Annotated in this window: 23 protein-coding genes and 2 tRNA genes; 20 read left to right on the top strand and 5 right to left on the bottom strand. The window is 72.5% G+C overall.

Annotated features, from left to right (window positions below):
* Entirely contained in the window at positions 1-612 is a 612-nt protein-coding gene (locus tag ABD345_RS09450) for a CGNR zinc finger domain-containing protein (RefSeq protein WP_344551484.1), read from the bottom strand.
* Between the two features lie 289 nt (positions 613-901).
* The gene (locus ABD345_RS09445) at positions 902-1,315 is read right to left on the bottom strand and encodes an SsgA family sporulation/cell division regulator (RefSeq protein WP_030459107.1); all 414 of its coding nucleotides are present in this window, start codon (positions 1,313-1,315) and stop codon (positions 902-904) included.
* A 437-nt stretch (positions 1,316-1,752) separates the two neighbouring features.
* On the opposite strand from ABD345_RS09445, the gene ABD345_RS09440 reads away from it, so the two are divergent.
* Both ABD345_RS09440 and ABD345_RS09435 read left to right on the top strand, forming a co-directional pair.
* Positions 1,753-1,824: transfer RNA gene (locus tag ABD345_RS09440), tRNA-Val, on the top strand.
* Between the two features lie 185 nt (positions 1,825-2,009).
* Positions 2,010-2,081 (top strand) — tRNA-Val (locus tag ABD345_RS09435).
* Positions 2,082-2,158: 77 nt separating this feature from the next.
* Here the strand turns inward: ABD345_RS09435 and ABD345_RS09430 are convergent.
* On the bottom strand, positions 2,159-2,923 hold the full coding sequence (locus tag ABD345_RS09430; RefSeq protein WP_344551503.1) for an exonuclease domain-containing protein: 765 nt from the start codon (positions 2,921-2,923) through the stop codon (positions 2,159-2,161).
* 268 nt (positions 2,924-3,191) lie between these two features.
* Here ABD345_RS09430 and thrS point away from each other — a divergent pair, with 268 nt between their 5' ends.
* Both thrS and ABD345_RS09420 read left to right on the top strand, forming a co-directional pair.
* Complete coding sequence (gene thrS, locus ABD345_RS09425; RefSeq protein ID WP_344551483.1) at positions 3,192-5,171, top strand: threonine--tRNA ligase; 1,980 nt, start codon at positions 3,192-3,194, stop codon at positions 5,169-5,171.
* Between the two features lie 130 nt (positions 5,172-5,301).
* Entirely contained in the window at positions 5,302-5,859 is a 558-nt protein-coding gene (locus ABD345_RS09420) for an HIT family protein (RefSeq protein ID WP_344551502.1), read from the top strand.
* Positions 5,860-5,932: 73 nt separating this feature from the next.
* Here the strand turns inward: ABD345_RS09420 and ABD345_RS09415 are convergent, their stop codons facing one another.
* Positions 5,933-7,576 (bottom strand): hypothetical protein, encoded by a 1,644-nt coding sequence (locus tag ABD345_RS09415; protein ID WP_344551482.1) that lies wholly within the window; start codon positions 7,574-7,576, stop codon positions 5,933-5,935.
* A gap of 191 nt (positions 7,577-7,767) precedes the next feature.
* On the opposite strand from ABD345_RS09415, the gene ABD345_RS09410 reads away from it, so the two are divergent.
* The gene (locus tag ABD345_RS09410) at positions 7,768-8,190 is read left to right on the top strand and encodes a thiol-disulfide oxidoreductase DCC family protein (protein WP_344551481.1); all 423 of its coding nucleotides are present in this window, start codon (positions 7,768-7,770) and stop codon (positions 8,188-8,190) included.
* Between the two features lie 59 nt (positions 8,191-8,249).
* On the opposite strand, the gene ABD345_RS09405 is transcribed toward ABD345_RS09410, so the two are convergent.
* Positions 8,250-10,274 carry an elongation factor G gene (locus ABD345_RS09405; RefSeq protein ID WP_344551480.1) on the bottom strand — a complete coding sequence of 675 codons (2,025 nt, stop codon included), beginning with the start codon at positions 10,272-10,274 and terminating at the stop codon, positions 8,250-8,252.
* Between the two features lie 127 nt (positions 10,275-10,401).
* Here ABD345_RS09405 and pgsA point away from each other — a divergent pair, with 127 nt between their 5' ends.
* The 15 genes from pgsA to ABD345_RS09330 all read left to right on the top strand — a co-directional run bounded on the left by pgsA (position 10,402) and on the right by ABD345_RS09330 (position 23,446).
* Positions 10,402-11,058: a phosphatidylinositol phosphate synthase gene (gene pgsA / locus ABD345_RS09400; protein ID WP_344551479.1), complete on the top strand. Its 657-nt coding sequence runs from the start codon at positions 10,402-10,404 to the stop codon at positions 11,056-11,058.
* Entirely contained in the window at positions 11,055-11,960 is a 906-nt protein-coding gene (locus tag ABD345_RS09395) for a phosphatidylinositol mannoside acyltransferase (protein ID WP_344551478.1), read from the top strand. Before pgsA ends, ABD345_RS09395 begins: the two co-directional genes overlap by 4 nt.
* Complete coding sequence (locus ABD345_RS09390) at positions 11,957-13,144, top strand: glycosyltransferase family 4 protein (RefSeq protein ID WP_344551477.1); 1,188 nt, start codon at positions 11,957-11,959, stop codon at positions 13,142-13,144. Before ABD345_RS09395 ends, ABD345_RS09390 begins: the two co-directional genes overlap by 4 nt.
* A 29-nt stretch (positions 13,145-13,173) precedes the next feature.
* Complete coding sequence (locus tag ABD345_RS09385) at positions 13,174-13,536, top strand: isomerase (protein WP_344551476.1); 363 nt, start codon at positions 13,174-13,176, stop codon at positions 13,534-13,536.
* A gap of 32 nt (positions 13,537-13,568) precedes the next feature.
* Complete coding sequence (locus ABD345_RS09380; RefSeq protein ID WP_344551475.1) at positions 13,569-14,114, top strand: hypothetical protein; 546 nt, start codon at positions 13,569-13,571, stop codon at positions 14,112-14,114.
* Between the two features lie 147 nt (positions 14,115-14,261).
* A complete protein-coding gene (gene pdxS, locus ABD345_RS09375) occupies positions 14,262-15,173 on the top strand; it encodes a pyridoxal 5'-phosphate synthase lyase subunit PdxS (RefSeq protein ID WP_111555892.1) in 912 nt (303 codons plus the stop codon).
* Positions 15,174-15,271: 98 nt separating this feature from the next.
* A complete protein-coding gene (pdxT, locus tag ABD345_RS09370) occupies positions 15,272-15,883 on the top strand; it encodes a pyridoxal 5'-phosphate synthase glutaminase subunit PdxT (protein WP_344551474.1) in 612 nt (203 codons plus the stop codon).
* A 99-nt stretch (positions 15,884-15,982) separates the two neighbouring features.
* Positions 15,983-16,738 carry a YebC/PmpR family DNA-binding transcriptional regulator gene (locus tag ABD345_RS09365; RefSeq protein ID WP_014134592.1) on the top strand — a complete coding sequence of 252 codons (756 nt, stop codon included), beginning with the start codon at positions 15,983-15,985 and terminating at the stop codon, positions 16,736-16,738.
* Between the two features lie 115 nt (positions 16,739-16,853).
* Positions 16,854-17,429 carry a crossover junction endodeoxyribonuclease RuvC gene (ruvC, locus tag ABD345_RS09360; RefSeq protein ID WP_344551473.1) on the top strand — a complete coding sequence of 192 codons (576 nt, stop codon included), beginning with the start codon at positions 16,854-16,856 and terminating at the stop codon, positions 17,427-17,429.
* A gap of 56 nt (positions 17,430-17,485) precedes the next feature.
* On the top strand, positions 17,486-18,097 hold the full coding sequence (gene ruvA / locus ABD345_RS09355) for a Holliday junction branch migration protein RuvA (protein ID WP_344551472.1): 612 nt from the start codon (positions 17,486-17,488) through the stop codon (positions 18,095-18,097).
* A 40-nt stretch (positions 18,098-18,137) separates the two neighbouring features.
* Positions 18,138-19,241: a Holliday junction branch migration DNA helicase RuvB gene (gene ruvB / locus ABD345_RS09350; RefSeq protein WP_344551471.1), complete on the top strand. Its 1,104-nt coding sequence runs from the start codon at positions 18,138-18,140 to the stop codon at positions 19,239-19,241.
* Positions 19,242-19,422: 181 nt separating this feature from the next.
* A complete protein-coding gene (yajC, locus tag ABD345_RS09345; RefSeq protein ID WP_344551470.1) occupies positions 19,423-19,812 on the top strand; it encodes a preprotein translocase subunit YajC in 390 nt (129 codons plus the stop codon).
* A gap of 149 nt (positions 19,813-19,961) precedes the next feature.
* Positions 19,962-21,749: a protein translocase subunit SecD gene (gene secD, locus ABD345_RS09340; RefSeq protein ID WP_380272511.1), complete on the top strand. Its 1,788-nt coding sequence runs from the start codon at positions 19,962-19,964 to the stop codon at positions 21,747-21,749.
* Positions 21,750-21,752: 3 nt separating this feature from the next.
* On the top strand, positions 21,753-22,871 hold the full coding sequence (gene secF, locus ABD345_RS09335) for a protein translocase subunit SecF (RefSeq protein WP_344551469.1): 1,119 nt from the start codon (positions 21,753-21,755) through the stop codon (positions 22,869-22,871).
* 20 nt (positions 22,872-22,891) lie between these two features.
* Positions 22,892-23,446: an adenine phosphoribosyltransferase gene (locus ABD345_RS09330; RefSeq protein WP_344551468.1), complete on the top strand. Its 555-nt coding sequence runs from the start codon at positions 22,892-22,894 to the stop codon at positions 23,444-23,446.
* The last annotated feature ends 106 nt before the right edge of the window (positions 23,447-23,552 follow it).

Raw genomic sequence — 23,552 nt, 5'->3', positions numbered from 1 at the left:
TCAGCGGCCCGCGGCCGGCACCGCGTCCGCGGCCGGCACCGCCTCCGGGCCCGGCACCGCCTCCGCCGAGCGCTGCCGGGCCCGGTACGCCGCGACGTGCAGCCGGTTGCCGCAGGTGCGGCTGTCGCAGTAGCGGCGCGAACGGTTGCGGGACAGGTCGACGAACACCCGGGCGCAGCCCGGCGCCCCGCACCGGCGCAGCCGCTCCAGCTCGCCGGCCATCACGATGAAGGCGAGCGCCATGCCCAGCTCGGCGGCCAGGTGCCGGCCGACCGCGGCGTGCGGGGCGAAGTAGTGGATGTGCCAGCCGTGGTGGTCGTGGTTGGTCAGCCGGGGCGTGGTGCCGGCCTCCGCGACCACGGCGTTCACCAGCTCCGCGGCCCGCTCGACCGAACCGGCCGAGAACACCTCGCGCAGCCGGGTGCGCAGCTCGTGCACCGCGGCCAGGTCCGCCGGACCGAGCGAGTCGATCTCGCTGATCTCCTGCCGGACCACGAAGGCGCTCAGCGCCGCCACGTCGGGCAGCCGTTCGCTGCCGCACGCTTCGGGCGCCGTGTTCAGCAGCTCCACCAGGATGCTCAGCGCGCACTCGGTGTCATGGGTGATCAGCACGTGGGGGCTCCTCACGCGGCGCCGGCCCCGGGGCCGGCGCGTCGGTCATCGCGCGCCGACTCTACCGGCCCCCGCCCACGGCGGCCCGGCTCCCGGGCCGGGAGCCGGACCGAGAACCGGTCCGGGACGCGACTGAGCCCCGGGTGTCCCCTCCGGTGGGAGGGGACACCCGGGGCCGGACCCCGAGGCCGCCGGGGCGGCTGCGAGCTGCGACCGTGCCCCCGAGTAGGACGGTGCGCATCGAGGCGTTCCCGCCGCCGCGCGACGGCGGGCCGTACTCGTACGGGGTTCAGTTCTCGGCGAGGATGTGGGACAGCTCCCGGTCGAGGTCGAAGTGACGGTGTTCGGTGCCGGGGGGCACCGCGGCGTCCGTCCGCTTGAGGAAGGACTCAAGCGCCCGGGCCGGGGCCTCCAGCAAGGCCTCTCCTTCCGGAGAGCTCAGGGCGATGCAAACCACGCCTTGACCGTGACTGCGGGACGGCCACACCCGGACGTCGCCGGTACCGGTCGGTCGGTGCAGCCCCTCCGCGAGGAGGTCGCGGGCGAACACCCACTCCACGGTCTCGTCTGCTCCGGTGTGGAACGTCGCATGCACGGCATAGGGGTCGGCAGTGTCGTAGCGCAGGCCCGCGGGGACGGGCAGTGAGGACTCGCTGGACACGATGAGGCGCAGGTGCAGCTCGCAGCTGACCGTGGTGTTCATAAGCGCCAGGGCCTTTCGCTCAGTGTGCGCTCGGGGAATCGCACGTCGGCGAACGGACCATCCCACCTGAAAGCCCGGTGTAAACCCGTCTGTCCCGATTCCGGTGCGAGTCGTACCCCTTCCGGCGCATTGCGGAATCCCCCGGCGGCTCCCGCCGCCCGGGCGGCGGGCCGGTAACGGCAGGGCATTACCGGCGGTCGCACCGGGGCGGCCCGCGGGGGACTGGAGGAACCCACGAACCTGGCCCCGCCCGGCGCCCGGACCGCCCCCGGCCGCCGCGGTCCGGCGACCGCCCCGACCGGGGCCGTCACCCGCCGTGGCCGACCGGCGCCGCTGGTCGGAACCGGTGCCTGGGGAGGTCCGCCGGGGCACGGGGCCGGCGGCGGTGCGGGTGTTCGGAGCACCCGCGCGGATGGGGTAATGTTTTCCCTGCACCCGGGCGATTAGCTCAGCGGGAGAGCACTTCGTTCACACCGAAGGGGTCACTGGTTCGATCCCAGTATCGCCCACCGGAATGCGCAGGCGCAGGGCTCCGACTTGTTTATCAGGTCGGGGCCCTGCGCCTTTTCCGCATGCTCCGACCCGAGTTCTGACGGACATTCAACGCGCCCTCCCGGAAGGGGAACTGGGGGACCGTCCGTGGAACGGATTGTGGACCCGGGCCCAAGTGGTGCTACAGTTCTTCTCGTTGCCCGGGCGATTAGCTCAGCGGGAGAGCACTTCGTTCACACCGAAGGGGTCACTGGTTCGATCCCAGTATCGCCCACCGAGCACGCCGCAGGCCCCGACCACGCCGTCGGGGCCTGCGGCGTTTTTCCGCGCCCGACCCTCCCCGACGGGGCGTCAGGCCGCCAACTCGCAGGCGTGGCCCGGCTCCAGGCGCTCGCCGCAGCGGCAGCGGGCCGGCCGCACCGGCCAGGCCGTGTCCACCTGCTCCGGTGCGCCCGAGCGCTCGAACCACCGCTCCAGGCCGCGCGCCTGCGCCGCGTGCCACACCGCCTGCCGCAGGTGCAGCTCGGCCGGCGACAGCCCGCCCAGCCGCGCCCCGTGCCGGGACGCCACCGCCCGCACCAGCTCCATCGCCGCCAGCGCGTCCGCCGCCGCGTCGTGCGCGCCCACCAACTCCACGCCGTAGTGCGCGCACAGGTCGGTCAGCGTGCGCCGGCCCTTGCGGTAGCGGTCGAACTGCTTGTCCAGCACCCGCGGATCGAGCACCAGCAGCTCCGCGCCCTCCAGCGCCTCCGCCAGCGACCCCGCCCCGTGCCGGCGCAACTCCCGGTCCAGCAGCGTCAAGTCGTACGGGGCGTTCATCACCACCAGCGGCACGCCCGCCCGGGCCTGCTCGGCCAGCGCCCGGGCCACCTCCGCCGCGACCGCGCGCGGCGGCCGCCCGTGCGCCCGCACCTGCTCGTCCGTGATGCCGTGCACCGCCCGGGCCGGCTCCGGGATCGGTACCCCCGGGTCGGCCAGCCACGTCCGGACGGCGGCCGCCCCGCCCGGTGCGGACTGCACCACCAGGGCGGCCGAAACGATTCTGTCCCGCTCGACGTCGACACCCGTCGTCTCGGTGTCGAAGGACGCCAGCGGACCGCGGTACCAGGAACCCATCTGCTGCATGACGCCCCCTCAGACGCCGCACGGTCCTTGCCGGGCGCCGCTGCCACCGAGGACCGGTGCAGCGGCCGCACCGTGAGGGAGTGATACCGCACTCCGGGACCGGTCAACCGTCCCCGACGTCCGAATCGTGGCGGAACGTGACCGGATGACCACGCGGGCGGCGTCCGGCCCTTGGCGACGTGGACGCGGCCGGGCTCGGTACCATGCACGATGCAGCGGTTCAGCTGCGCCACGGTAGCCAGAACGTCAGGAGAGACCGGTGACGGACGTCCGGATCATCATCAACCGCGAACCCGATCGGGAAGAGCGCGTGGTGACCACGGGCACTACGGCCGCCGAGCTCTTCGCCGACGACCGCGCCGTGATCGCCGCCCGGGTCGGCGGCCAGCTCAAGGACCTCGCCCACGTCGTCCAGGACGGCGACGTGGTCGAACCCGTCGTGATCTCCAGCCCCGACGGCCTCGACATCCTGCGGCACTCCACCGCCCACGTGATGGCCCAGGCCGTCCAGCAGGTCTTCCCCGAGGCCAAGCTCGGCATCGGCCCGCCCGTCCGGGACGGCTTCTACTACGACTTCGACGTCGAGCGGCCGTTCCAGCCGGACGACCTCAAGGTCATCGAGAAGCGCATGCAGGAGATCATCAAGCGGGGCCAGAAGTTCTCCCGCCGGGTGGTCACCGACGAGGCCGCCCGCGAGGAGCTCGCCAAGGAGCCCTACAAGCTCGAACTGATCGGTCTCAAGGGCTCCGCCGCCACCGCCGGCGAGGGCGCGGACGTCGAGGTCGGCGCGGGCGAGCTCACCATCTACGACAACCTCGACCCGAAGACCGGCGAACTCTGCTGGGGCGACCTCTGCCGCGGCCCGCACCTGCCCAGCACCCGGCACATCCCGGCCTTCAAGCTGATGCGCTCCGCCGCCGCGTACTGGCGCGGCAGCGAGCGCAACCCCATGCTGCAGCGCCTCTACGGCACCGCGTGGCCCACCAAGGACGAGCTCAAGGCCCACCTCGACTTCCTGGAGGAGGCCGCCAAGCGCGACCACCGCAAGCTCGGCAACGAACTCGACCTGTTCTCCATCCCCGAGCAGATCGGCTCCGGCCTCGCCGTCTTCCACCCCAAGGGCGGCATCATCCGCCGCACCATGGAGGACTACTCGCGCAAGCGGCACGAGGAGGAGGGCTACGAGTTCGTCTACACCCCGCACGCCACCAAGGGGAAGCTGTTCGAGACCAGCGGCCACCTCGACTGGTACGCCGACGGCATGTACCCCCCCATGCAGCTGGACGAGGGCGTCGACTACTACCTCAAGCCGATGAACTGCCCGATGCACAACCTGATCTTCGACGCGCGCGGCCGCTCCTACCGCGAACTGCCGCTGCGCCTCTTCGAGTTCGGGACGGTCTACCGCTACGAGAAGTCCGGCGTCGTGCACGGCCTGACCCGCGCCCGCGGCTTCACCCAGGACGACGCGCACATCTACTGCACCCGCGAGCAGATGGCCGACGAGCTGGACCGCACGCTGACCTTCGTGCTGGACCTGCTGCGCGACTACGGCCTGAACGACTTCTACCTGGAGCTGTCCACCAAGGACGAGACCAAGTTCGTCGGCAGCGACGAGGACTGGGAGGAGGCCACCGCGGTCCTCGCCAGCGTGGCCGAGAAGCAGGGCCTGCCGCTGGTGCCGGACCCGGGCGGCGCGGCCTTCTACGGCCCGAAGATCTCGGTGCAGGCGCGCGACGCGATCGGCCGGACCTGGCAGATGTCGACCGTGCAGCTCGACTTCAACCTGCCGAACCGCTTCGACCTGGAGTACACCGCGGCGGACGGCTCGCGGCAGCGGCCGGTCATGATCCACCGGGCGCTGTTCGGCTCGATCGAGCGCTTCTTCGCGGTGCTGCTGGAGCACTACGCGGGCGCGATGCCGCCGTGGCTGGCCCCGGTCACCGTCACCGGCATCCCGATCACCGACGAGCACGTGCCGTACCTGCTGGACGTGGCGGCCGAGCTGAAGAAGCACGGGATCCGGGTCGAGGTCGACACCTCGGACGACCGGATGCAGAAGAAGATCAGGAACGCCCAGCGCAGCAAAATTCCGTACATGCTGATCGCGGGCAACGACGACGTCGAAGCGGGTGCGGTGTCGTTCCGCTACCGCAACGGCGAGCAGAAGAACGGCGTGCCCCGTGACGAAGCGATCGCCGAGATCGTTGAAGCGGTGCGGAACCGGGTACAGGTCTGATCTCTCTGCGAAAGCGGAGGTGACCCGGTCCCGTTCATGCTGACTGCGGGGAACGGCGAGGCGTGAAGATGCGGGGCGGGCTCCAGCGGGAGTCTGCCCCGCACTGCTCTGTTCGTGGGCCGTGGCGCTTATGCTGGCGGGCATGACGAGTGAGCCGGAACTGCAGCGGGGCGTGGGGGAGCCGGACGGCTTCCGTCGCCTGTGGACACCTCATCGGATGGCGTACATCCAGGGCGAGAACAAGCCCACCGGGCCGGCTCCCGACGACGGTTGTCCGTTCTGCTCCATCCCGCAGCTGAGTGACGAGGAGGGGCTGATCGTCCAGCGCGGGGAGTCGGTGTTCGCGGTGCTGAACCTGTACCCGTACAACGGGGGGCACTTGATGGTGGTGCCGTACCGGCACGTCGCGGACTACACCGAGCTGGACGGGCCGGAGACGGCGGAGCTGGGGGAGTTCACCAAGAAGGCGATGACGGCGCTGCGGGCGGCCTCGGGGGCGCACGGGTTCAACATCGGGATGAACCAGGGGGCGGCCGCGGGGGCGGGCATCGCCGCGCACCTGCACCAGCACGTGGTGCCGCGCTGGGGCGGGGACACCAACTTCATGCCGGTGGTGGGGCACACGAAGGTGCTGCCGCAGCTGCTGGCGGACACCCGGAAGATGCTGTCCGAGGTGTGGCCGGCCTGAGCCGGTCCGACGGACGTCCAGGGGCGTACGGGAGACCTCCCGTACGCCCCTGGTGCGTGTCCGGCGGGGCCGGTCAGCCGGCGTCGTACTTGTCGGCGCGGAAGGGGCGGGAGCCCTGGACCTCGCTGCGCAGGATGTTGGAGCGGGTGGTGAAGCGGTCGACGGCGACGTCGTGCTCACCGAGGAACTCGATCATGGCGGCGTGGACGATGCCGACGACGGGGCGGGTCAGGTTGATGGCGTCGTCGGACTTGAAGCGGCTGTTCCAGGTCGGGTCGGCCCAGGCCTGGCGCAGGCAGAGCGGTTCGGGGAAGGCGATCGAGCCGCCGAGCCACTTCAGCAGGCCGGGGTTCCGGTGGAAGGGGGCGCGGACGGCCTGCCGGACCACTTCGAGGTCGGTGACGACCGGGAGTTGGACGGTGCGGGTCTCCCAGAACCGGAAGGTCTTGGTGACGTCCTTCTCGGGGACCTTCGGCTTGGAGGTGAAGTAGCCGTTGATCGGGCCGAGGGTGTGCGGGGTGACCCGGATCTGCAGGTTGTGCACCATGACGGTCACGTCGATCACCGTGGTGGAGATCAGTTGGCCCTTGTGCAGGACGAACTGGACGGCGATCCGGTGCTTGGTGTCGGCGCCGAGGCTCTGCTTGGCGGCGACCTCGTGGACGGCGAAGTCGCGCATCCGGTCGCCGTCCATCTCGGGGCCGGAGGGGCGGCCGATCTCGTCGGCGCCCTCGCCGATGTCCAGCACCACCCAGTGGCTGATCTGCGGCCGGGGCAGGCCGCCGTTGGGGACGTCGCTGCTGGTCACGCTGGAGAGGCGGTCGGCGATCCGGCGGGTGAGGTCGGAGACGTGGAAGGTGCGGAAGTCGTGGTGGCCCTCGGCGGGGTGCAGGTCCTCGGCCATGGACCACTCGGCCCAGCGGGCGCCGATGCCGAGGATGCCCCTGTTCCCGGCGTAGTGCTGGACGTTGGTGGTCTGCTCGGTGCTGAGGCGGTCCAGGCCGGCCTTGAGGGTGTTGGCCTTCTTGTCGAGGTGGTCCTTGGGGACGGCCTTGGGGACGACGGCGGCGACCGGGCTGCCGCCGACCAGGTCCCCCCAGCGGGCGCGCTGCTGCATGACGCTGGTGACCACGGTGCGCTTGGCGAGGTACCAGCCGAGGACCGGGCCGAGCATGACCACCCGGAAGTAGAGGCCGGGCAGGCCGCCGAAGGGCGGGCGGATCAGCAGCAGCACGGTGAGGCCGAGGGCGAGCAGCAGGGCCAGGGTGCCGATGAAGCCGTCCTTGGCCGCGGACTTCTTGCTGCCGAGCCAGGCGCGGGCCTGGTAGGCGGCCAGCCAGACCAGCGTGCCGGGGAGGAAGAGCAGGCCGAAGAGCAGGCTGAGGCCGGTGAGCTTGCGGTCCCGGGCCTCGCGCAGGTCCTCGGCGGCGAGGCAGTGCTCGACGACCATCCGGACGTCGGTGCCGTGCGAGGGGACCAGCGGTTTGCGGCCGCCGCCGAGGGTGCGGTCGATCAGGGCGCGGCTGAACGCCTCGCCGGCGCTGGGGCGGAAGAGCGCGAACTTGCCCTTCTTGACCGTGATTCCGGTGAGGGCGGACAGTTCGTTGTAGTCGCCGTCGCGGTAGGCGGCGGAGGAGAACGCCTGCGTGACCGCGGTCTGGTTGCCGACGTCCGTGCGTGGTACCTGTGCGCCCGGCGTCATGTCGAGCTGAGTCACCTGTGCAGCTCCTTCTCCCCTGATCGATCTGCGGCAGGTTACCGTGCGGCGGCCGGGCCGTGCGGATCATCGGCTGAACCTGGGTCACATATCGGCCGCGCGCGGCGTTTTCGGGGTGATGCTGCCCCGTGCGGGCGGGTTCGACGCACCCGGTTTGTCGGCCGGCGCCGCGGGGGTGGAGGATCTCGGGCATGACGAGTGCGTACGCACCGGGGCCGGTGCTGGTTTTCGACGGTGATTGCGCGTTCTGCTCCAGCTGCGTGCGGTGGGCGGAGCGTTATCCGCGGCAGAGCCTGTCCTCGGCGGGCTGGGACGCGGTGGCGTGGCAGTTCGCGGACATGGCCGCGCTCGCGGAGTACACCGGCGGGGAGGTGACGCCGGAGCGGGCCTCGCGGGAGGTGCTGTGGGTGACGCCGGACCGCCGGGTGTACGGCGGGGCGCAGGCGGTGGCGCGGCTGTTGATGCGGTCGGGCGGGCTGTGGGCGTGGGCCGGCGGGGTGCTGGCGCTGGCGCCGGTGCGGCCGGTGGCGGACGTGGTCTACCGCTGGGTCGCGAAGAACCGGGACCGGATGCCGGGCGGCACTCCGGCGTGCGCGCTGCCGCGGCGGTCGTAGCGGTCGTCGCGGTAGCGGTCGCGGCCGGGGTGGCCGGGCGCGGTCGTCGCGGTCGGGGCTCAGTCGGCGGTGTGCCGCGCGGCGAGGTGGGCGGGCATCGGGGCGTGCCGCAGGTAGCTGCGGGTGAACTGGCCGGTTCCGTGCGACAGCGAGCGCAGGTCGAGCGGGTAGCGGGTGAGTTCGAGTTCGGGGACCTCGGCGCGGACCAGGCTGAGGCCGGGGCCGCCGATCTCGGTGCCCAGCACGTGCCCGCGGCGGGCGGACAGGTCGGTGAGCACGGCGCCCTGGTACTCGTCGGGCAGCAGGACGCGGACCTCGTCGACGGGTTCGAGGACCTCGACGGCGGTGTGGCCGGCGGCCTCCTTGAGGGCGAGGGCGGCGGCGGTCTGGAAGGCGGCGTCGGAGGAGTCGACGGAGTGCGCCTTGCCGTCGGTGAGGGTGACCCGGACGTCGGTCATCGGGTGGCCGTGCAGGCCGTGGGCGAGCTGGGCCCGGACGCCCTTCTCGACGGAGGGCACGAAGTGGCGGGGGACGGCGCCGCCGACGACGCGGTCGACGAACTCGAAGCCGCCGCCGGGCAGGGGTTCGACGGTGAGGTCGCAGACGGCGTACTGGCCGTGGCCGCCGGACTGCTTGACGTGCCGGCCGTGGCCGTCGGCGGGGGCGGCGAAGGTCTCGCGGAGGGCGACCTCGTAGGGGACGGTGTCGACGTGGACGCCGTGGCGGGTGGTGAGGCGGTCGAGGGTGACGGCGAGGTGGGCCTCGCCGGTGCACCACAGGACGAGCTGGTGGGTGTCGGGGTTCTGTTCGACCCGCAGGGCCGGGTCCTGGGCGGAGAGCCGGCCGAGGGCCTGGGAGAGCTTGTCGTCGTCGGCCTTGGAGCGGGCCCGGACGGCGGTGGGGAGCAGGGCCTCGGGCAGCGGCCAGGGCGGGAGGACGGTGTCGCCGGTGGTGAGGGTGTCGCCGGTGCGGGCGGCGGTGAGCTTGGTGACGGTGGCGAGGTCCCCGGCCACGGCCATCGGCACGGGGCGCAGTTGGCGGCCGAGCGGGCTGTGCGGGGCGGTGAGGCGTTCCTCGGTGCCGTCGGGGAGGTGGGCGGTGGTGTCGGGGCGCAGGGTGCCGGCGAAGACCTTGAGCAGGCTGAGGCGGCCGAGGTAGGGGTCCTCGCCGGTGTGGACGACCTGGGCGGCCAGCGGGGCGTCGGGGTCGGCGGCGGGCAGTTCGTCGGTGCGGTCGGCGGGGGAGGGGAAGGCGTCGGCGACCAGGTCGAGCAGGGCGTCGCAGCCGGTGCCGTCCGGGGCGGTGGCGAGGACGGGGTGCAGGGTGCCGGTCAGGAGTTCGCGGCGCAGTCCGGCGGTGAGGGCGGCGGTGTCGAGCCCTTCGCCGTCGAGGTAGCGGGCCATCAGGGTGTCGTCCTCGCCGGCCAGGGCCTCGACCAGGCGGGCGCGTTCGGCGTCCAGGGCGGCGTCGAGGCCGGGGGCGTCCTGCGGGGTGCCGTGGGTGCGGCCGGTGAGCAGGTCGGTGAGGCCGTGCAGGTGGCCGTCGCGGAGGTCGACGTGGTGCAGCGGGCGGACGGTGTCGGGGGTGCCGAGGGTGTCCTGGAGCATCCGCAGCACGTCGTCCAGGCGGACCCGGGCGGTGCCCAGGTGGGTGAGGACGATCGCGCGGGGGAGCCGGGCGTCCTCGCACTGCCTCCACAGGGCGCGGACGGGTCGGGCGACCTCGGGGTCGGCGGCGGAGTGGACGAACAGGGCGGCCTCGGCGGCGCGCAGGGCGGCCTGGAGCTCGCCGGCGAAGTCGGCGTAGCCGGGGGCGTCGACCAGGTTGACCTTGAGGCCGCGCCAGGGCAGGGGGAGCAGGGCGAGTTGGACGGAGCGCTGCTGCTGGTGCTCGACGTCCTCCCAGTCGGCGGTGGTGGTGCCGTCGGGGACGGTTCCGGCCCTGGTCAGGACGCCTGCGGTGCGGGCGAGGGCTTCGGCGAGGGTGGTCTTCCCGGCTCCGCCGGCCCCGACCAGGGCCACGTTGCGGAGCCGGTCGGGTCGGTCCGCGGGCGGTGCGGGGGTGTGGGCCGTCCGGTCCGGCATGGCTGGCCTCCTGCCGCTCGATCAGCGTGGATACCATTGTCCAGCCGGGCGGGTCCATTCGCGCGGCCGCCCGGCGGGCAAGCGGTTCGCGGGCGCCAATCCGAGGAGCGGAGCGGACCGGAAGGCCATGCTCAACAAGTACGCGCGTGCCTTCTTCACACGTGTCCTCACCCCGTTCGCCGCGATGCTGCTGCGGTGGGGTGTCAGTCCGGACGCGGTCACGCTGATCGGTACGGCCGGGTCGGTGGCCGGCGCCCTGGTGTTCTTCCCGCGCGGGGAGTTCTTCTGGGGTGTGATCACCGTCACCCTTTTCATCTTCTCCGACCTGGTGGACGGCAACATGGCCCGCCAGGCGGGCCGCTCCAGCAAGTGGGGCGCGTTCCTGGACTCGACGCTGGACCGGGTCGCCGACGCGGCGATCTTCGGCGGTCTGGCGATGTGGTACGCGGGGGGCGGTGACAACGACCTGCTGTGCGCGGTGTCGGTCTTCTGCCTGGCCAGCGGCCAGGTGGTGTCGTACACCAAGGCGCGCGGCGAGGCGCTGGGCTTCCCGGTGAACGTCTCGGGCCTGGTGGAGCGGGCGGAGCGGTTGGTGATCAGCCTGACCGCGGCCGGTTTCGCGGGGCTGCACAAGTTCGGGGTGCCGTACATCGAGTGGCTGCTGCCGATCGCCCTGTGGGTGGTCGCGGCGGGCAGCCTGGTGACGGTGGCGCAGCGGATGCTGACCGTGCGCCGGGAGTCGGCGGAGCTGGAGGCGGCGGGCGCCGCCGAGGGGGTCAAGTGAGGGAACGGTTGGTCGACGCCGCCTACGCGGCCGGCTGGGCGGGGTTGAAGCTCCTGCCCGAGCCGGTGGCCCGCGGCCTGTTCGACACCATCGCCGACGTGGCGTGGCGGCGGCAGGGCAAGGGGGTGCGGCAGTTGGAGGCCAACCTGTCGCGGGTCCACCCGGACGCGGACGGGATCCGGCTGCGGGAGCTGTCCCGGGCCGGGATGCGCTCGTACATGCGGTACTGGATGGAGTCGTTCCGGCTGCCGACCTGGAGCCGGGAGCGGATCGCCGGTGCGATAACGGTGAAGAACCTGGAACTGCTGAACGAGGCGCTGGCGGCCGGGCGGGGCGCGGTGCTGGCGCTGCCGCACATGGCGAACTGGGACCTGGCGGGGGCGTGGATCGCCTCGGCGGGCGGGCACCCGTTCACCACGGTCGCCGAGCGGTTGAAGCCGGAGTCGCTGTTCGACCGGTTCGTGGCGTTCCGGGAGAGCCTGGGGATGGAGGTGCTGGCGCTGACCGGCTCCCAGGTCTCGGTGGTGGGCACGCTGGCGCGGCGGCTGCGCGAGGGGAAGCTGGTGTGCCTGGTGGGCGACCGGGACCTCTCGGAGGCCGGGATCCAGGTGGACTTCTTCGGCGAGCCGACCCGGATGCCGGCCGGTCCGGCGGCGCTGGCCCAGCGGACCGGGGCGGCGCTGTTCCCGGTGTCGCTCTGGTACGACGGGGCGGTGCTGCGGGCCGAGGTGCACCCCGAGGTGGTGCCGTCCGGGGAGGGCACCCGGCAGGAGCAGGCCGCGGCGATGACCCAGGCGATGGCGGACGTGTGGGCGGTCGCGATCCGCGAGCACTCGGTGGACTGGCACATGCTGCAGAAGCTGTGGCTGTCCGACCTGACCCCGCGGAGGGCCGAGCGTTGAGGATCGGCGTGGTGTGCCCGTACGACTGGGACGTGCCGGGCGGGGTGCAGTTCCACATCCGGGACCTGGCGGAGCACCTGATCCGGCTGGGGCACGAGGTGTCGGTGCTGGCCCCGGCGGAGGACGAGGAGGCGCTGCCGCCCTACGTGGTCTCGGCCGGGCGGGCGGTGGCGGTGCCGTACAACGGGTCGGTGGCGCGGCTGAGCTTCGGCATCCTGTCGGCGGCCCGGGTGCGGCGCTGGCTGCGCGAGGGCCGGTTCGACGTGCTGCACGTGCACGAGCCGAACTCGCCGTCGCTGTCGATGCTGGCGGCCTGGGCGGCGACCGGGCCGATGGTGGGGACGTTCCACACCTCGAACCCGCGCTCGCGGGCGATGATCGCGGCCTCGCCGATCCTGCAGCCGGGCCTGGAGAAGATGTCGGGCCGGATCGCGGTGTCGGAGTACGCCCGGCGCACCCTGGTGGAGCACCTGGGCGGCGACGCGGTGGTGATCCCGAACGGCGTGGACGTGCGGTTCTTCGCGGACGCCGAGCCGAATCCGCAGTGGCAGGGCGGCGCGGCCGCGGGCGGGCCGGGGGCGATCGCCCACCAGACGATCGGCTTCATCGGGCGGATCAACGAGCCGCGCAAGGGCCTGCCGACGCTGCTGGCCGCGCTGCCGCGGATCCTGGCCGAGCGGCCGGGCGTGCGGCTGCTGGTGGCCGGCAAGGGCGACGAGGAGGAGGCCGTGGAGGGCCTGGCGCCCGAGGCGCGGGCCCGGGTGGAGTTCCTCGGCATGGTCTCGGACCGGGACAAGGCCCGGCTGCTGCGCTCGGTCGACCTCTACGTGGCGCCGAACACCGGCGGCGAGTCCTTCGGCATCATCCTGGTCGAGGCGATGTCGGCGGGCGCCCCGGTGCTGGCCAGCGACCTGGACGCGTTCCGGCAGGTGCTGGACGGCGGTGCGGCCGGGGAGCTGTTCCCGGTGGAGGACGCGGAGGCGCTGGCCGCCTCGGCGCTCAAGCTGCTGGGCAGCCCGGACCGGCTGGCGGAGCTGCGCGCCGCGGCCTCCCGGCACGTGCGGCGCTTCGACTGGGAGACGGTCGGCGCCGAGGTGCTGTCGGTGTACGAGACGGTGACCGACGGGCGTCCGCCGGTGGCCGAGGTCGAACCGTCCGACCGCCGCTCGCGTCCGAGCCGTTGACCCGTCCCGTCCGGAAGAGGTAGCCCCGCATGCCGCTGATCACCGTCGACCACACCGACCGGCTCGCCGGTTCCTTCGACCGGCGGGGCTTCGGCCTGGCCCTGAACCGGCTGGCGGTGAAGCTGCTGGACGCCAAGCCGGAGAAGTGCAAGACCAGGTTCCGGCGCACCGAGGAGAACGTGGTCGGGGCGGACACCGAGACCTTCGCGCTGGTCGCGGTCAGGGTCGAGGTCTTCCCGGGGCGCAGCGCGGCGGCCAAGGCGGCGCTGGCCGAGGCGGTGCTGGAGGTGCTGCCCGGGTACCTGGGGCCGGACGCCGGGCCGGTGCAGGTCGCCGTCCAGGTCGAGGAGTTGGACCACCTCGCCTACCGCTCGGCGGTCCTCGGGGGCTGAGCCCGGGGGCCGAGCCGGTACCGTAGCGCCCCGTGGCTACCTGGATCTGGGCCGTTGCGGCCGTCGTACTGTTCGCCGTCTACCTGAGCTGGACGGCGGGCAGGCTCGACCGGCTGCACGCCCGGATCGACGCCGCGCGGGCCTCGCTGGACGCCCAGCTGCTGCGCCGTTCCTCGGTGGCGGTGGAGCTGGCGACCTCCTCGCTGCTGGACCCGGCGGCGTCGATCCTGCTGCTGGAGGCGGCGCACGCGGCCCGGCAGGCCGAGTCCGAGCAGCGCGAGGTGGCGGAGAGCGAGCTGAGCCTGGCGCTGCGGGCGGTGCTGGACGAGCCGGAGCAGGTCGCGGCGCTGCGGGCGGCGCCGGGCGGCGAGGAGGCGGTGCGCGACCTGGTGGAGGCGGTGCGCCGGGTGCCGATGGCGCGGCGCTTCCACAACGACGCGGTGCGGGCGGCGCGCGCGGTGCGCGAGCACCGGCTGGTGCGCTACTTCCGCCTCGCGGGGCGCGCGCCGTTCCCGTTGGCCTTCGAGATGGACGACGAGCCCCCGGTGGCCCTCACGCCCGAGGGTGCGTCCGCGTAGGCTGAACCCCGTTTCCTGCCGCAGCCGGGCCGCTGGCCTGATTGTCGTATGCCGGGGACGGCCCTGGACCATGTGGCGCATGGGTCGGCGGGCCCCCGGGCCTACGATAGATCGATAGCACCGGTTCATCCCTGAGTGAGGTCTTACGTGTCCACCACCCCCACTTCCGCCGAGCAGCCCCAGGTCGGCACCGCCCGCGTCAAGCGCGGCATGGCCGAGCAGCTCAAGGGCGGCGTGATCATGGACGTGGTCAACGCCGAGCAGGCGAAGATCGCCGAGGACGCCGGTGCGGTCGCGGTCATGGCGCTGGAGCGGGTCCCGGCCGACATCCGCAAGGACGGCGGCGTGGCCCGGATGTCCGACCCGAACATGATCGAGGAGATCATCGGCGCGGTCTCCATCCCGGTGATGGCCAAGTCCCGGATCGGCCACTTCGTCGAGGCTCAGGTGCTGCAGTCGCTCGGCGTCGACTACATCGACGAGTCCGAGGTCCTCACCCCGGCCGACGAGGTCAACCACTCCGACAAGTGGGCCTTCACCACCCCCTTCGTCTGCGGCGCCACCAACCTGGGCGAGGCGCTGCGCCGGATCGCCGAGGGCGCGGCCATGATCCGCTCCAAGGGCGAGGCCGGCACCGGCAACGTGGTGGAGGCCGTCCGCCACCTGCGCCAGATCAAGAACGAGATCGCCAAGCTGCGCGGCTTCGACAACAACGAGCTGTACGCCGCCGCCAAGGAGCTGCGCGCCCCGTACGAGCTGGTCCGCGAGGTCGCCGAGCTCGGCAAGCTGCCGGTCGTGCTGTTCTCGGCCGGTGGCGTGGCCACCCCGGCCGACGCCGCGCTGATGCGCCAGCTCGGCGCCGAGGGCGTGTTCGTCGGCTCCGGCATCTTCAAGTCGGGCGACCCGGCCAAGCGCGCCGCCGCCATCGTGAAGGCCACCACCTTCTTCGACGACCCGAAGATCATCGCGGACGCCTCCCGCAACCTGGGCGAGGCCATGGTCGGCATCAACTGCGACACCCTCCCGGAGACCGAGCGCTACGCCAACCGCGGCTGGTAAGCGCCCACGCGTCTGGCCCGCCGTGCGAGTTCCCGGCACGGCGGGCCGCTGCGTGGCTCCCGGGCCCTGTAGTTCGAGAACGAAGAGGTAGTGAGACCGTGAGCACCCCCACCATCGGCGTCCTGGCCCTGCAGGGCGATGTCCGCGAGCACCTGGTGGCGCTGGCCGCCGCCGACGCGCTGGCCCGGCCGGTGCGCCGCCCGGAGGAGCTGGCCGAGGTCGACGCCCTGGTGATGCCCGGTGGCGAGTCCACCACCATCTCCAAGCTGGCCGTGCTGTTCGGCCTGATGGACCCGCTGCGCGAGCGGGTCGCGGCCGGCATGCCGGTCTACGGCACCTGCGCGGGCATGATCCTGCTGGCCGACAAGATCCTGGACGGCCGGGACGACCAGGAGAGCGTCGGCGGCATCGACATGACGGTCCGCCGCAACGCCTTCGGCCGGCAGAACGAGTCCTTCGAGACCGCCATCCCGTTCGCGGGCCTGGCCGGCGACCCGGTCACCGGCGTGTTCATCCGCGCCCCCTGGGTCGAGGCGGTCGGCGCGGGCGTCGAGGTGCTGGCCGAGGTGCCGGCCGCGGACGGCCCGGACGCCCGGATCGTCGCGGTCCGCCAGGGCAACCTGCTGGCCACCTCCTTCCACCCGGAGCTGACCGGCGACCACCGCGTCCACGAGTACTTCGTCCGGATGGTCGAGGCCGCCGGGCGCTGAACGGCCCCGTGCGGCGCGGTGACCGTGTGCCACCCGGCGGTGCGGCACCGGTAAGATCTCCCCTGTTCATTTCCCATTGGCGACGAAAAGGAGCTGGCGATGTCCGGCCACTCTAAGTGGGCTACCACCAAGCACAAGAAGGCCGCGATCGACGCCAAGCGCGGCAAGCTCTTCGCCAAGATGATCAAGAACATCGAGGTGGCGGCCCGCACCGGCGGCGGCGACCCGGCCGGCAACCCCACGCTCTACGACGCCATCCAGAAGGCCAAGAAGAGCTCGGTCCCGATCGACAACATCAACCGCGCCGTCAAGCGCGGCTCCGGTGCGGAGGCCGGCGGCGCCGACTACTCGACCATCATGTACGAGGGCTACGGCCCCAACGGCGTGGCCGTCCTGATCGAGTGCCTCACCGACAACCGCAACCGCGCCGCCTCCGACGTGCGCGTGGCGATGACCCGCAACGGCGGCAACATGGCCGACCCGGGCTCGGTGTCCTACCTGTTCAACCGCAAGGGCGTCGTGATCGTCCCCAAGGCCGACGGCGTGGACGAGGACAAGATCCTGGACGTCGTGCTGGACGCCGGCGCCGAGGAGGTCAACGACCTGGGCGAGGCCTTCGAGGTGATGTCCGAGGCCACCGACATGGTCGCGGTCCGCACCGCGCTGGTCGACGCGGGCATCGACTACGACTCCGCCGACGCCAACTTCGTCCCCAGCATGCAGGTCGAGCTGGACGCCGACGGCGCCCGCAAGATCTTCAAGCTGATCGACGCGCTGGAGGACAGCGACGACGTGCAGAACGTCTTCGCCAACTTCGACGTCTCCGACGAGATCATGGCCGAGCTGGACGCCTGAGTCCGGCCCGCGTCCCCCGCCCGGTGGCCCGCTGGTGGCCGCCGGGCGGAGGCGTGTCCGGGACCGGTTGTCGGTGGCCGGGGGTAACCTGCGCAGGTCAAGGAGAGGTGTGGCCGTGCGAGTGCTGGGTGTGGACCCTGGGTTGACCAGGTGCGGCGTCGGGGTGGTCGAAGGACTCCCGGGGCGGCAGTTGACGATGCTCGGCGTCGGCGTGGTGCGCACGCCCGCCGAGGACGAGATCGGCCCCCGGCTGCTCGCCATCGAGCAGGGCCTGGAGTCCTGGCTGGACCGCTACTCGCCCGAACTCGTCGCCGTGGAGCGGGTGTTCGCCCAGCACAACGTCCGCACCGTGATGGGCACCGCGCAGGCCTCCGCGGTCGCCGTGCTCTGCGCGACCCGCCGCGGCATCCCCGTCACGCTGCACACCCCCAGCGAGGTCAAGGCCGCCGTCACCGGCTCCGGCCGGGCCGACAAGGCTCAGGTCACCGCCATGGTCACCCGCCTGCTGCGGCTCGACGCCCCGCCCAAGCCCGCCGACGCGGCGGACGCGCTGGCCCTGGCCATCTGCCACATCTGGCGCGGCGGCAGCACCAACCGCCTGACCGCGGCGATCAAGGCCCACGGCCCGGGCGGCGGCTCCTGGCACGGCGCCGGGGCGACGGGCCGCCCGCGCAGTTCCCCGCGCCCCTGACGGGACGCCCACCGGTACGTTTCACGCTCAGCCATCGACAGGGAGAGAACGACGCCATGATCGCCTTCGTGCAGGGGCCGGTTGCGGTGCTGGGGGCCGGCGTGGCCGTGGTGGAGGTCGGCGGGGTGGGGATGGCGGTGCAGTGCACGCCGACCACGCTGGCGGCGCTGCGGGTGGGGGAGGTGGCCCGGCTGGCGACCTCGCTGGTGGTCCGGGAGGACTCGCTGACCCTGTTCGGCTTCGCGGACGACGACGAGCGGGCCACCTTCGAGGTGCTGCAGGCGGCGCCCGGCGTCGGGCCGAAGCTGGCCCAGGCGATGCTGGGGGTGCACTCGCCGGAGGCGCTCCGGGTCGCGGTGGCCGGCGGCGACGAGAAGGCGCTGATCGCGGTGCCCGGCATCGGCAAGGCGAAGGCGGCCAAGCTGCTGCTGGAGTACAAGGACAAGCTCGGCGCCCCGCACGGCACCGTCCCCGCGCAGAAGCCGGTGGCGTCCGGCCCGGCGCCCTGGCACGAGCAGCTGCACTCCGCGCTGGTGGGCCTGGGCTACGCTCCGCGGGAGGCGGAGGAGGCGGTCTCCCGGGTCGCGCCGGAGGCCGAGGCGCAGTCCGTGCCGGACGTCGGCGCCCTGCTGCGGCTCGCCCTGCGGGGCCTGAACCGGGCCCGCTGAACGGCGCCGGAGCAATGTGGCGACACGTCACCAAGTCGACATGGAGAGCGGTTTCCCGATGAGCCCGTACGAGTCCGACCCCGCTGACCGCCTGCTGACGGCGTCCGCCGACGGCGAGGACCAGGCGGTGGAGGCCGCGCTGCGGCCCAAGCAGCTGGACGAGTTCATCGGGCAGGAGCGGGTGCGCGAGCAGCTCTCGCTGGTCCTGCAGGCGGCCCGCAAGCGCGGCGCGGCGCCGGACCACGTGCTGCTGAGCGGCCCGCCCGGGCTGGGCAAGACCACCCTCTCCATGATCATCGCGGCCGAGCTGAACGCCCCGATCCGGATCACCTCCGGCCCGGCGATCCAGCACGCGGGCGACCTGGCGGCGATCCTGTCCTCGCTGACCGAGGGCGAGGTGCTGTTCCTCGACGAGATCCACCGGATGTCCCGGCCCGCCGAGGAGATGCTCTACATGGCGATGGAGGACTTCCGGGTCGACGTGATCGTCGGCAAGGGCCCCGGCGCCACCGCGATCCCGCTGGAGCTGCCCCCGTTCACCCTGGTCGGCGCGACCACCCGGGCCGGGCTGCTGCCGCCGCCGCTGCGCGACCGCTTCGGCTTCACCGGCCACATGGAGTTCTACGCCCCGGCCGAGCTGCAGCGGGTGGTGCACCGCTCGGCCGGCCTGCTGGACGTGGAGATCGACCCGGCGGGCGCGGCCGAGATCGCCGGGCGCTCGCGCGGCACGCCCCGGATCGCCAACCGGCTGCTGCGCCGGGTGCGGGACTTCGCCCAGGTCCGGCACGACGGCCTGGTCACCCGGGAGATCGCCGCCCGGGCGCTGGAGGTCTACGAGGTCGACGCGCGCGGCCTGGACCGGCTGGACCGGGCGGTGCTGGAAGCGCTGCTGAAGCTGTTCGGCGGCGGCCCGGTGGGCCTCTCGACCCTGGCGGTGGCGGTCGGCGAGGAGGCGGAGACGGTCGAGGAGGTCGCCGAGCCCTTCCTCGTCCGGGAGGGCCTGCTGGCGCGCACCCCGCGCGGGCGGATCGCCACCGCGGCGGCCTGGCAGCACCTCGGGCTGACCCCGCCGCAGTCGCCGGGCGCGGCGAAGGCGGCGCGGAACGTTCAGCAGAACGGCCTGTGGGCCGACGGCCAGGGATAACTGCGGTGCCTTATCGGGAGTTTATGTGCATGCCAAGGCTCGCCACTTTCGGCGGCACACTGGCATGCTTGGCGTTGTCCGTTCAGTGCGGGTCGCCTAGACTCCGCCGGACCGCCCCTCTCACCCGACGGGCCGACGTACACGCACTGGTCGCCGAGCGCGGCCGCAAAGGACCCTGGCCGTGAATCTGATCATCCTCATCCTCCCGCTCCTCGCGATCTTCCTGATGATGCGCTCGCAGAAGAAGCGTCAGGCCCAGACGCAGAGCATGCAGAGCGCGCTCCAGCCGGGGTCGGGCGTGCGCACCATCGGCGGCATGTACGCGCTGGTGAAGGCGGTCAATGACGAGACGGTCGAGCTGGAGATCGCCCCCGGCACGGTGGTCCACTACACCAAGGGTGCGATCGCGGCCGTCCTGGAGCCGCTGGAGTACGACGCGATCATCAACGGCCGCCCCGCCGAGGACGAGGCCGTCGAGGACGCGGAGCAGGACGCGGACGCCGACGAGAAGCCGCTGAGCCTGTCCAAGGACGAGGCGAAGGCCGACGCAGAGGCTCCCGAGAGCAAGTAGTACGGTCGGGGCACCCTCGACCGAGCGGCATCCGCCGCAAGCCCAACAGGACCTCTTGGGCCGTCGTGCGTCCGCCGCCTTCCGGCACCCGCCCAGCGCGGGGCCGGAGGCCGGCCGCCGGGCGGCATGGACAGGGAGAAACGAGCAAGGTGGCAACACCCAAGTCGCGGTCGCGCGACGGATACCCGGGACGGGCGCTGGCGCTCATCCTGGTGGTCACCGTCGGCCTTGTGGCCCTCATGTTCGGGACGGGCAACACCAAGCCGCGTCTCGGTATCGACCTCGCCGGTGGTACCAGCGTCACGCTGACCGCGAAGTCCGATGATCCTTCCGCGGTCAACAAGACCAACCTGGACACCGCGGTCGGCATCATCCAGAAGCGCGTGAACGGCATGGGCGTCTCCGAGGCGGAGGTGCAGACCCAGGGCAACGCGAACATCATCGTCAACATCCCCGACGGTGGTAACACGCAGCAGTCCATCGACAAGGTCGGCGACACCGCCAAGCTCTACTTCCGCCCGGTGCTGGCCGCCGAGCCGTCCGGCGCGGCCGCCCAGCAGCCCGACCCGTCGGCCTCCGCCTCCGCCTCCGCCGACGCCTCGGCCTCCCCGAGCGCGGGCGCCTCCGCGTCGGCCTCCGCGAGCGCCTCCACCGGCGCCTCGGCCTCCGCGTCCGCCACCAAGGCCGGCCGCGCCCTGTCCGGCGCCCTGCAGGCCGACCCGACGGCCTCCGCCTCCGCGAGCGGCTCCGCCTCGGCCCAGCCGTCCGCCTCCGCCGACGCCTCGGCCCCCGCGGCCGACCCGAGCGCCGCGGCCACCCCGGACGCCGAGACCCTCGCCCTGCAGCAGCAGTACACCGCGCTGGACTGCACCAACGAGGCGCAGCGGATCAACTACCAGAAGGCCAGCGACCCGAGCGCGCCGACCGTCGCCTGCTCGTACGACGCCGAGGGCGGCCTCTGGTACAAGTTCGTGCTCGGCGGCGTCGCGGTGAACGGCCAGGACGTCACCAAGGCGCAGGCCGCGGTCGACACCCAGGGCGGCAAGGGCTGGATGGTCGACCTGTCGTTCAACGACACCGGCTCCAAGGCGTTCGCCTCCACCACCGGCCAGCTGGCCACCCAGTCCTCCCCGGCCAACCAGTTCGCGATCGTGCTGGACGGCCAGGTCGTCTCGCACCCGTACGTGTCGGAGTCGATCACCGGCGGCACCGCCGTGATCAGCGGCAGCTTCACCGCGAACGACGCCAAGTCGCTGGCGAACGTGCTGAGCTACGGCGCGCTCCCGCTGGACTTCGTGAAGAGCGACGTCACCACCGTCTCCCCGCAGCTCGGCTCCGAGCAGCTGAAGGCCGGTCTGATCGCCGGTCTGATCGGCATGGTCCTGGTGGTCGCCTACTCGCTGGTCTACTACCGCGGCCTGGGCCTGATCTCGATCGCCGGTCTGGCCGTCTCGGCGGTGCTGACCTGGTCGATCATGAGCCTGCTCGGCGCGGGCATCGGCTTCGCGCTGAACCTGCCCGCGGTCTGCGGCGCGATCGTCGCGATCGGCATCACCGCCGACTCGTTCATCGTGTACTTCGAGCGGATCCGGGACGAGGTCCGCGAGGGCGCCCAGCTGCGGGCCGCCGTGCAGCGCGCCTGGCCGCGGGCCCGGCGCACCATCCTGGTCTCGGACTTCGTGTCCTTCCTGTGTGCCGCGGTGCTGTACCTGGTGTCGGTCGGCAAGGTCCAGGGCTTCGCGTTCACGCTGGGCCTGACCACGCTGCTCGACGTCGTGGTGATCTTCCTGTTCACCAAGCCGCTGATCTCGCTGCTCGCCCGCACCAAGTTCTTCGCCGGCGGCCACCCGCTGTCCGGTCTGGACCCGAAGCGGCTCGGCGCCCGTCCGCCGCTGCGCGGTTCCCGCCGCCGTCCCACCGCGACCCAGGAGGTCTGACCCATGTCGCTCCGCAACATCGGTCACCGCCTCTACCAGGGCGAGGTCTCCTTCGACTTCGTGGGCAAGCGGAAGATCTGGTACTCGATCTCCGCGGTGATCGTCCTGGTGGCCGGCATCGGCCTGGCCATGGGCCTGCACCTGGGCATCGAGTTCAAGGGCGGCTCGGTCTACACCGTGCACAAGCCCGGGCTGACCGCCTCGCAGGCCAAGGACACCGCCGACAAGATCATCGGCTCCAAGACCGCGCTGGCGCAGACCACCAACAAGGGCGACGTCCGGGTCCAGGTCAGCGCCGAGGAGTCGATCCCGGCGACGACCTTCACCAAGGAGTTCTCGCAGGCGATCGGCGTCCAGGAGCAGGACATCAACGCCCAGGTGATCGGCCCCTCCTGGGGTGCCGACATCTCCAAGAAGGCGCTGACCGGCCTGATCGTCTTCATGGTGCTGGTGACCGTCTACATGGCGATCGCCTTCGAGTGGCGGATGGCGGTGGCCGCCCTGGTCGCCCTGATCCACGACCTCCTGATCACCATCGGCGTCTACGCCCTGGTCGGCTTCGAGGTCACCCCGGGCACCGTGATCGGCTTCCTGACCATCCTCGGCTACTCGCTCTACGACACGGTCGTCGTCTTCGACACCGTGAAGGAGAACACCCGGGGCCTCACCAAGCAGTCCCGCCGCACCTACAGCGAGGCCGCCAACCACGGCCTCAACCAGACCCTGGTGCGCTCCATCAACACCACGGTCGTCGCCCTGCTCCCGGTCTCGGCGCTGCTCTTCATCGGCGGCGGCTTCCTGGGCGCCGGCACCCTGAACGACATCTCGCTGGCCCTGTTCATCGGCCTCGCGGCCGGTGCCTACTCCTCCATCTGCGTGGCCACCCCGCTGCTCGCGCAGCTCAAGGAGCAGGCCCCGGACATGAAGGCGCTCGCCAAGCGGGTCGCCCAGCGCCGGGCCGCCGAGGCCAAGGCCGCGGCCGAGGCCCCGGCCGGCGCCGCGGGTGAGGACGGCGACAGCGAGGACGGCACCGGCGAGGAGGTCGCGGCCGGTATGGTCGGACAGCGTAACCAGCCGGTCAGCCGCACCCGCGGCAAGGGACGGCCGTCCGGCAAGCACTGACCCTCCGCGAAGGAACCCCCGTGACCTCCACCACCGACCCCGCCCTGTCCGAGCTGCTCAACAGCCGGATCCGGGACGTGCAGGACTACCCGAAGCCGGGCGTCCTGTTCAAGGACATCGCCCCCCTGCTGGCCGACGCCGAGGCGTTCGGCGCGCTGACCCGGGCGCTGGCCGAGCGGGCGAAGGAGCTCGGCGCCACCAAGGTGGTCGGGCTGGAGGCGCGGGGGTTCGTGCTCGCCGCGCCGGCCGCGTTCGCCGCGGGCCTCGGGTTCGTCCCGATCCGCAAGAAGGGCAAGCTGCCCGGTGCGGTGTTCGCCCGCTCGTACGACCTGGAGTACGGGTCGGCGACGCTGGAGGTCCAGTGCGACGCGTTCGAGCCGGGCGAGAAGGTCCTGGTGGTGGACGACGTGCTGGCCACCGGCGGCACGATCGCCGCGTCGCTGGACCTGGTCCAGGAGGCCGGCGCCGAACTGGTCGGCGTGGTCGTGCTGATGGAGCTCGGCTTCCTGCCGGGGCGCGCGAAGCTCGTCCCGCACCTGCACGGCGCACCGCTGGAGACGCTCGTCGTGGTCTGACGGCGGGCCGCAGGACGACCGCCCGGGAACGGTTCCGTTCCCGGGCGGCTCCGTTCCCGGGGCGGACGCGCCGCCGCGCGGGGGCGCGCGGTCGGTACGATGAAGG

This window comes from Kitasatospora saccharophila, assembly GCF_039529925.1.
GTDB classification, from domain to species: Bacteria; Actinomycetota; Actinomycetes; order Streptomycetales; family Streptomycetaceae; genus Kitasatospora; species Kitasatospora saccharophila.
The sequence above is the reverse complement of the archived record's forward strand: the minus strand, read 5'-3'. Positions and strand labels throughout refer to the sequence as shown.

Coding starts and splice junctions, on each gene's coding strand:
- pgsA (WP_344551479.1), top strand. CDS start 10,402: ATGCTCAACAAGTACGCGCGTGCCTTCTTCACACGTGTCCTCACCCCG.
- secF (WP_344551469.1), top strand. CDS start 21,753: ATGTCGCTCCGCAACATCGGTCACCGCCTCTACCAGGGCGAGGTCTCC.
- ABD345_RS09410 (WP_344551481.1), top strand. CDS start 7,768: ATGACGAGTGCGTACGCACCGGGGCCGGTGCTGGTTTTCGACGGTGAT.
- ABD345_RS09405 (WP_344551480.1), bottom strand. CDS start 10,274: ATGCCGGACCGGACGGCCCACACCCCCGCACCGCCCGCGGACCGACCC.
- ruvA (WP_344551472.1), top strand. CDS start 17,486: ATGATCGCCTTCGTGCAGGGGCCGGTTGCGGTGCTGGGGGCCGGCGTG.
- ABD345_RS09365 (WP_014134592.1), top strand. CDS start 15,983: ATGTCCGGCCACTCTAAGTGGGCTACCACCAAGCACAAGAAGGCCGCG.
- ABD345_RS09420 (WP_344551502.1), top strand. CDS start 5,302: ATGCTGGCGGGCATGACGAGTGAGCCGGAACTGCAGCGGGGCGTGGGG.
- ABD345_RS09445 (WP_030459107.1), bottom strand. CDS start 1,315: ATGAACACCACGGTCAGCTGCGAGCTGCACCTGCGCCTCATCGTGTCC.
- ABD345_RS09385 (WP_344551476.1), top strand. CDS start 13,174: ATGCCGCTGATCACCGTCGACCACACCGACCGGCTCGCCGGTTCCTTC.
- ABD345_RS09430 (WP_344551503.1), bottom strand. CDS start 2,923: ATGGGTTCCTGGTACCGCGGTCCGCTGGCGTCCTTCGACACCGAGACG.
- ruvB (WP_344551471.1), top strand. CDS start 18,138: ATGGAGAGCGGTTTCCCGATGAGCCCGTACGAGTCCGACCCCGCTGAC.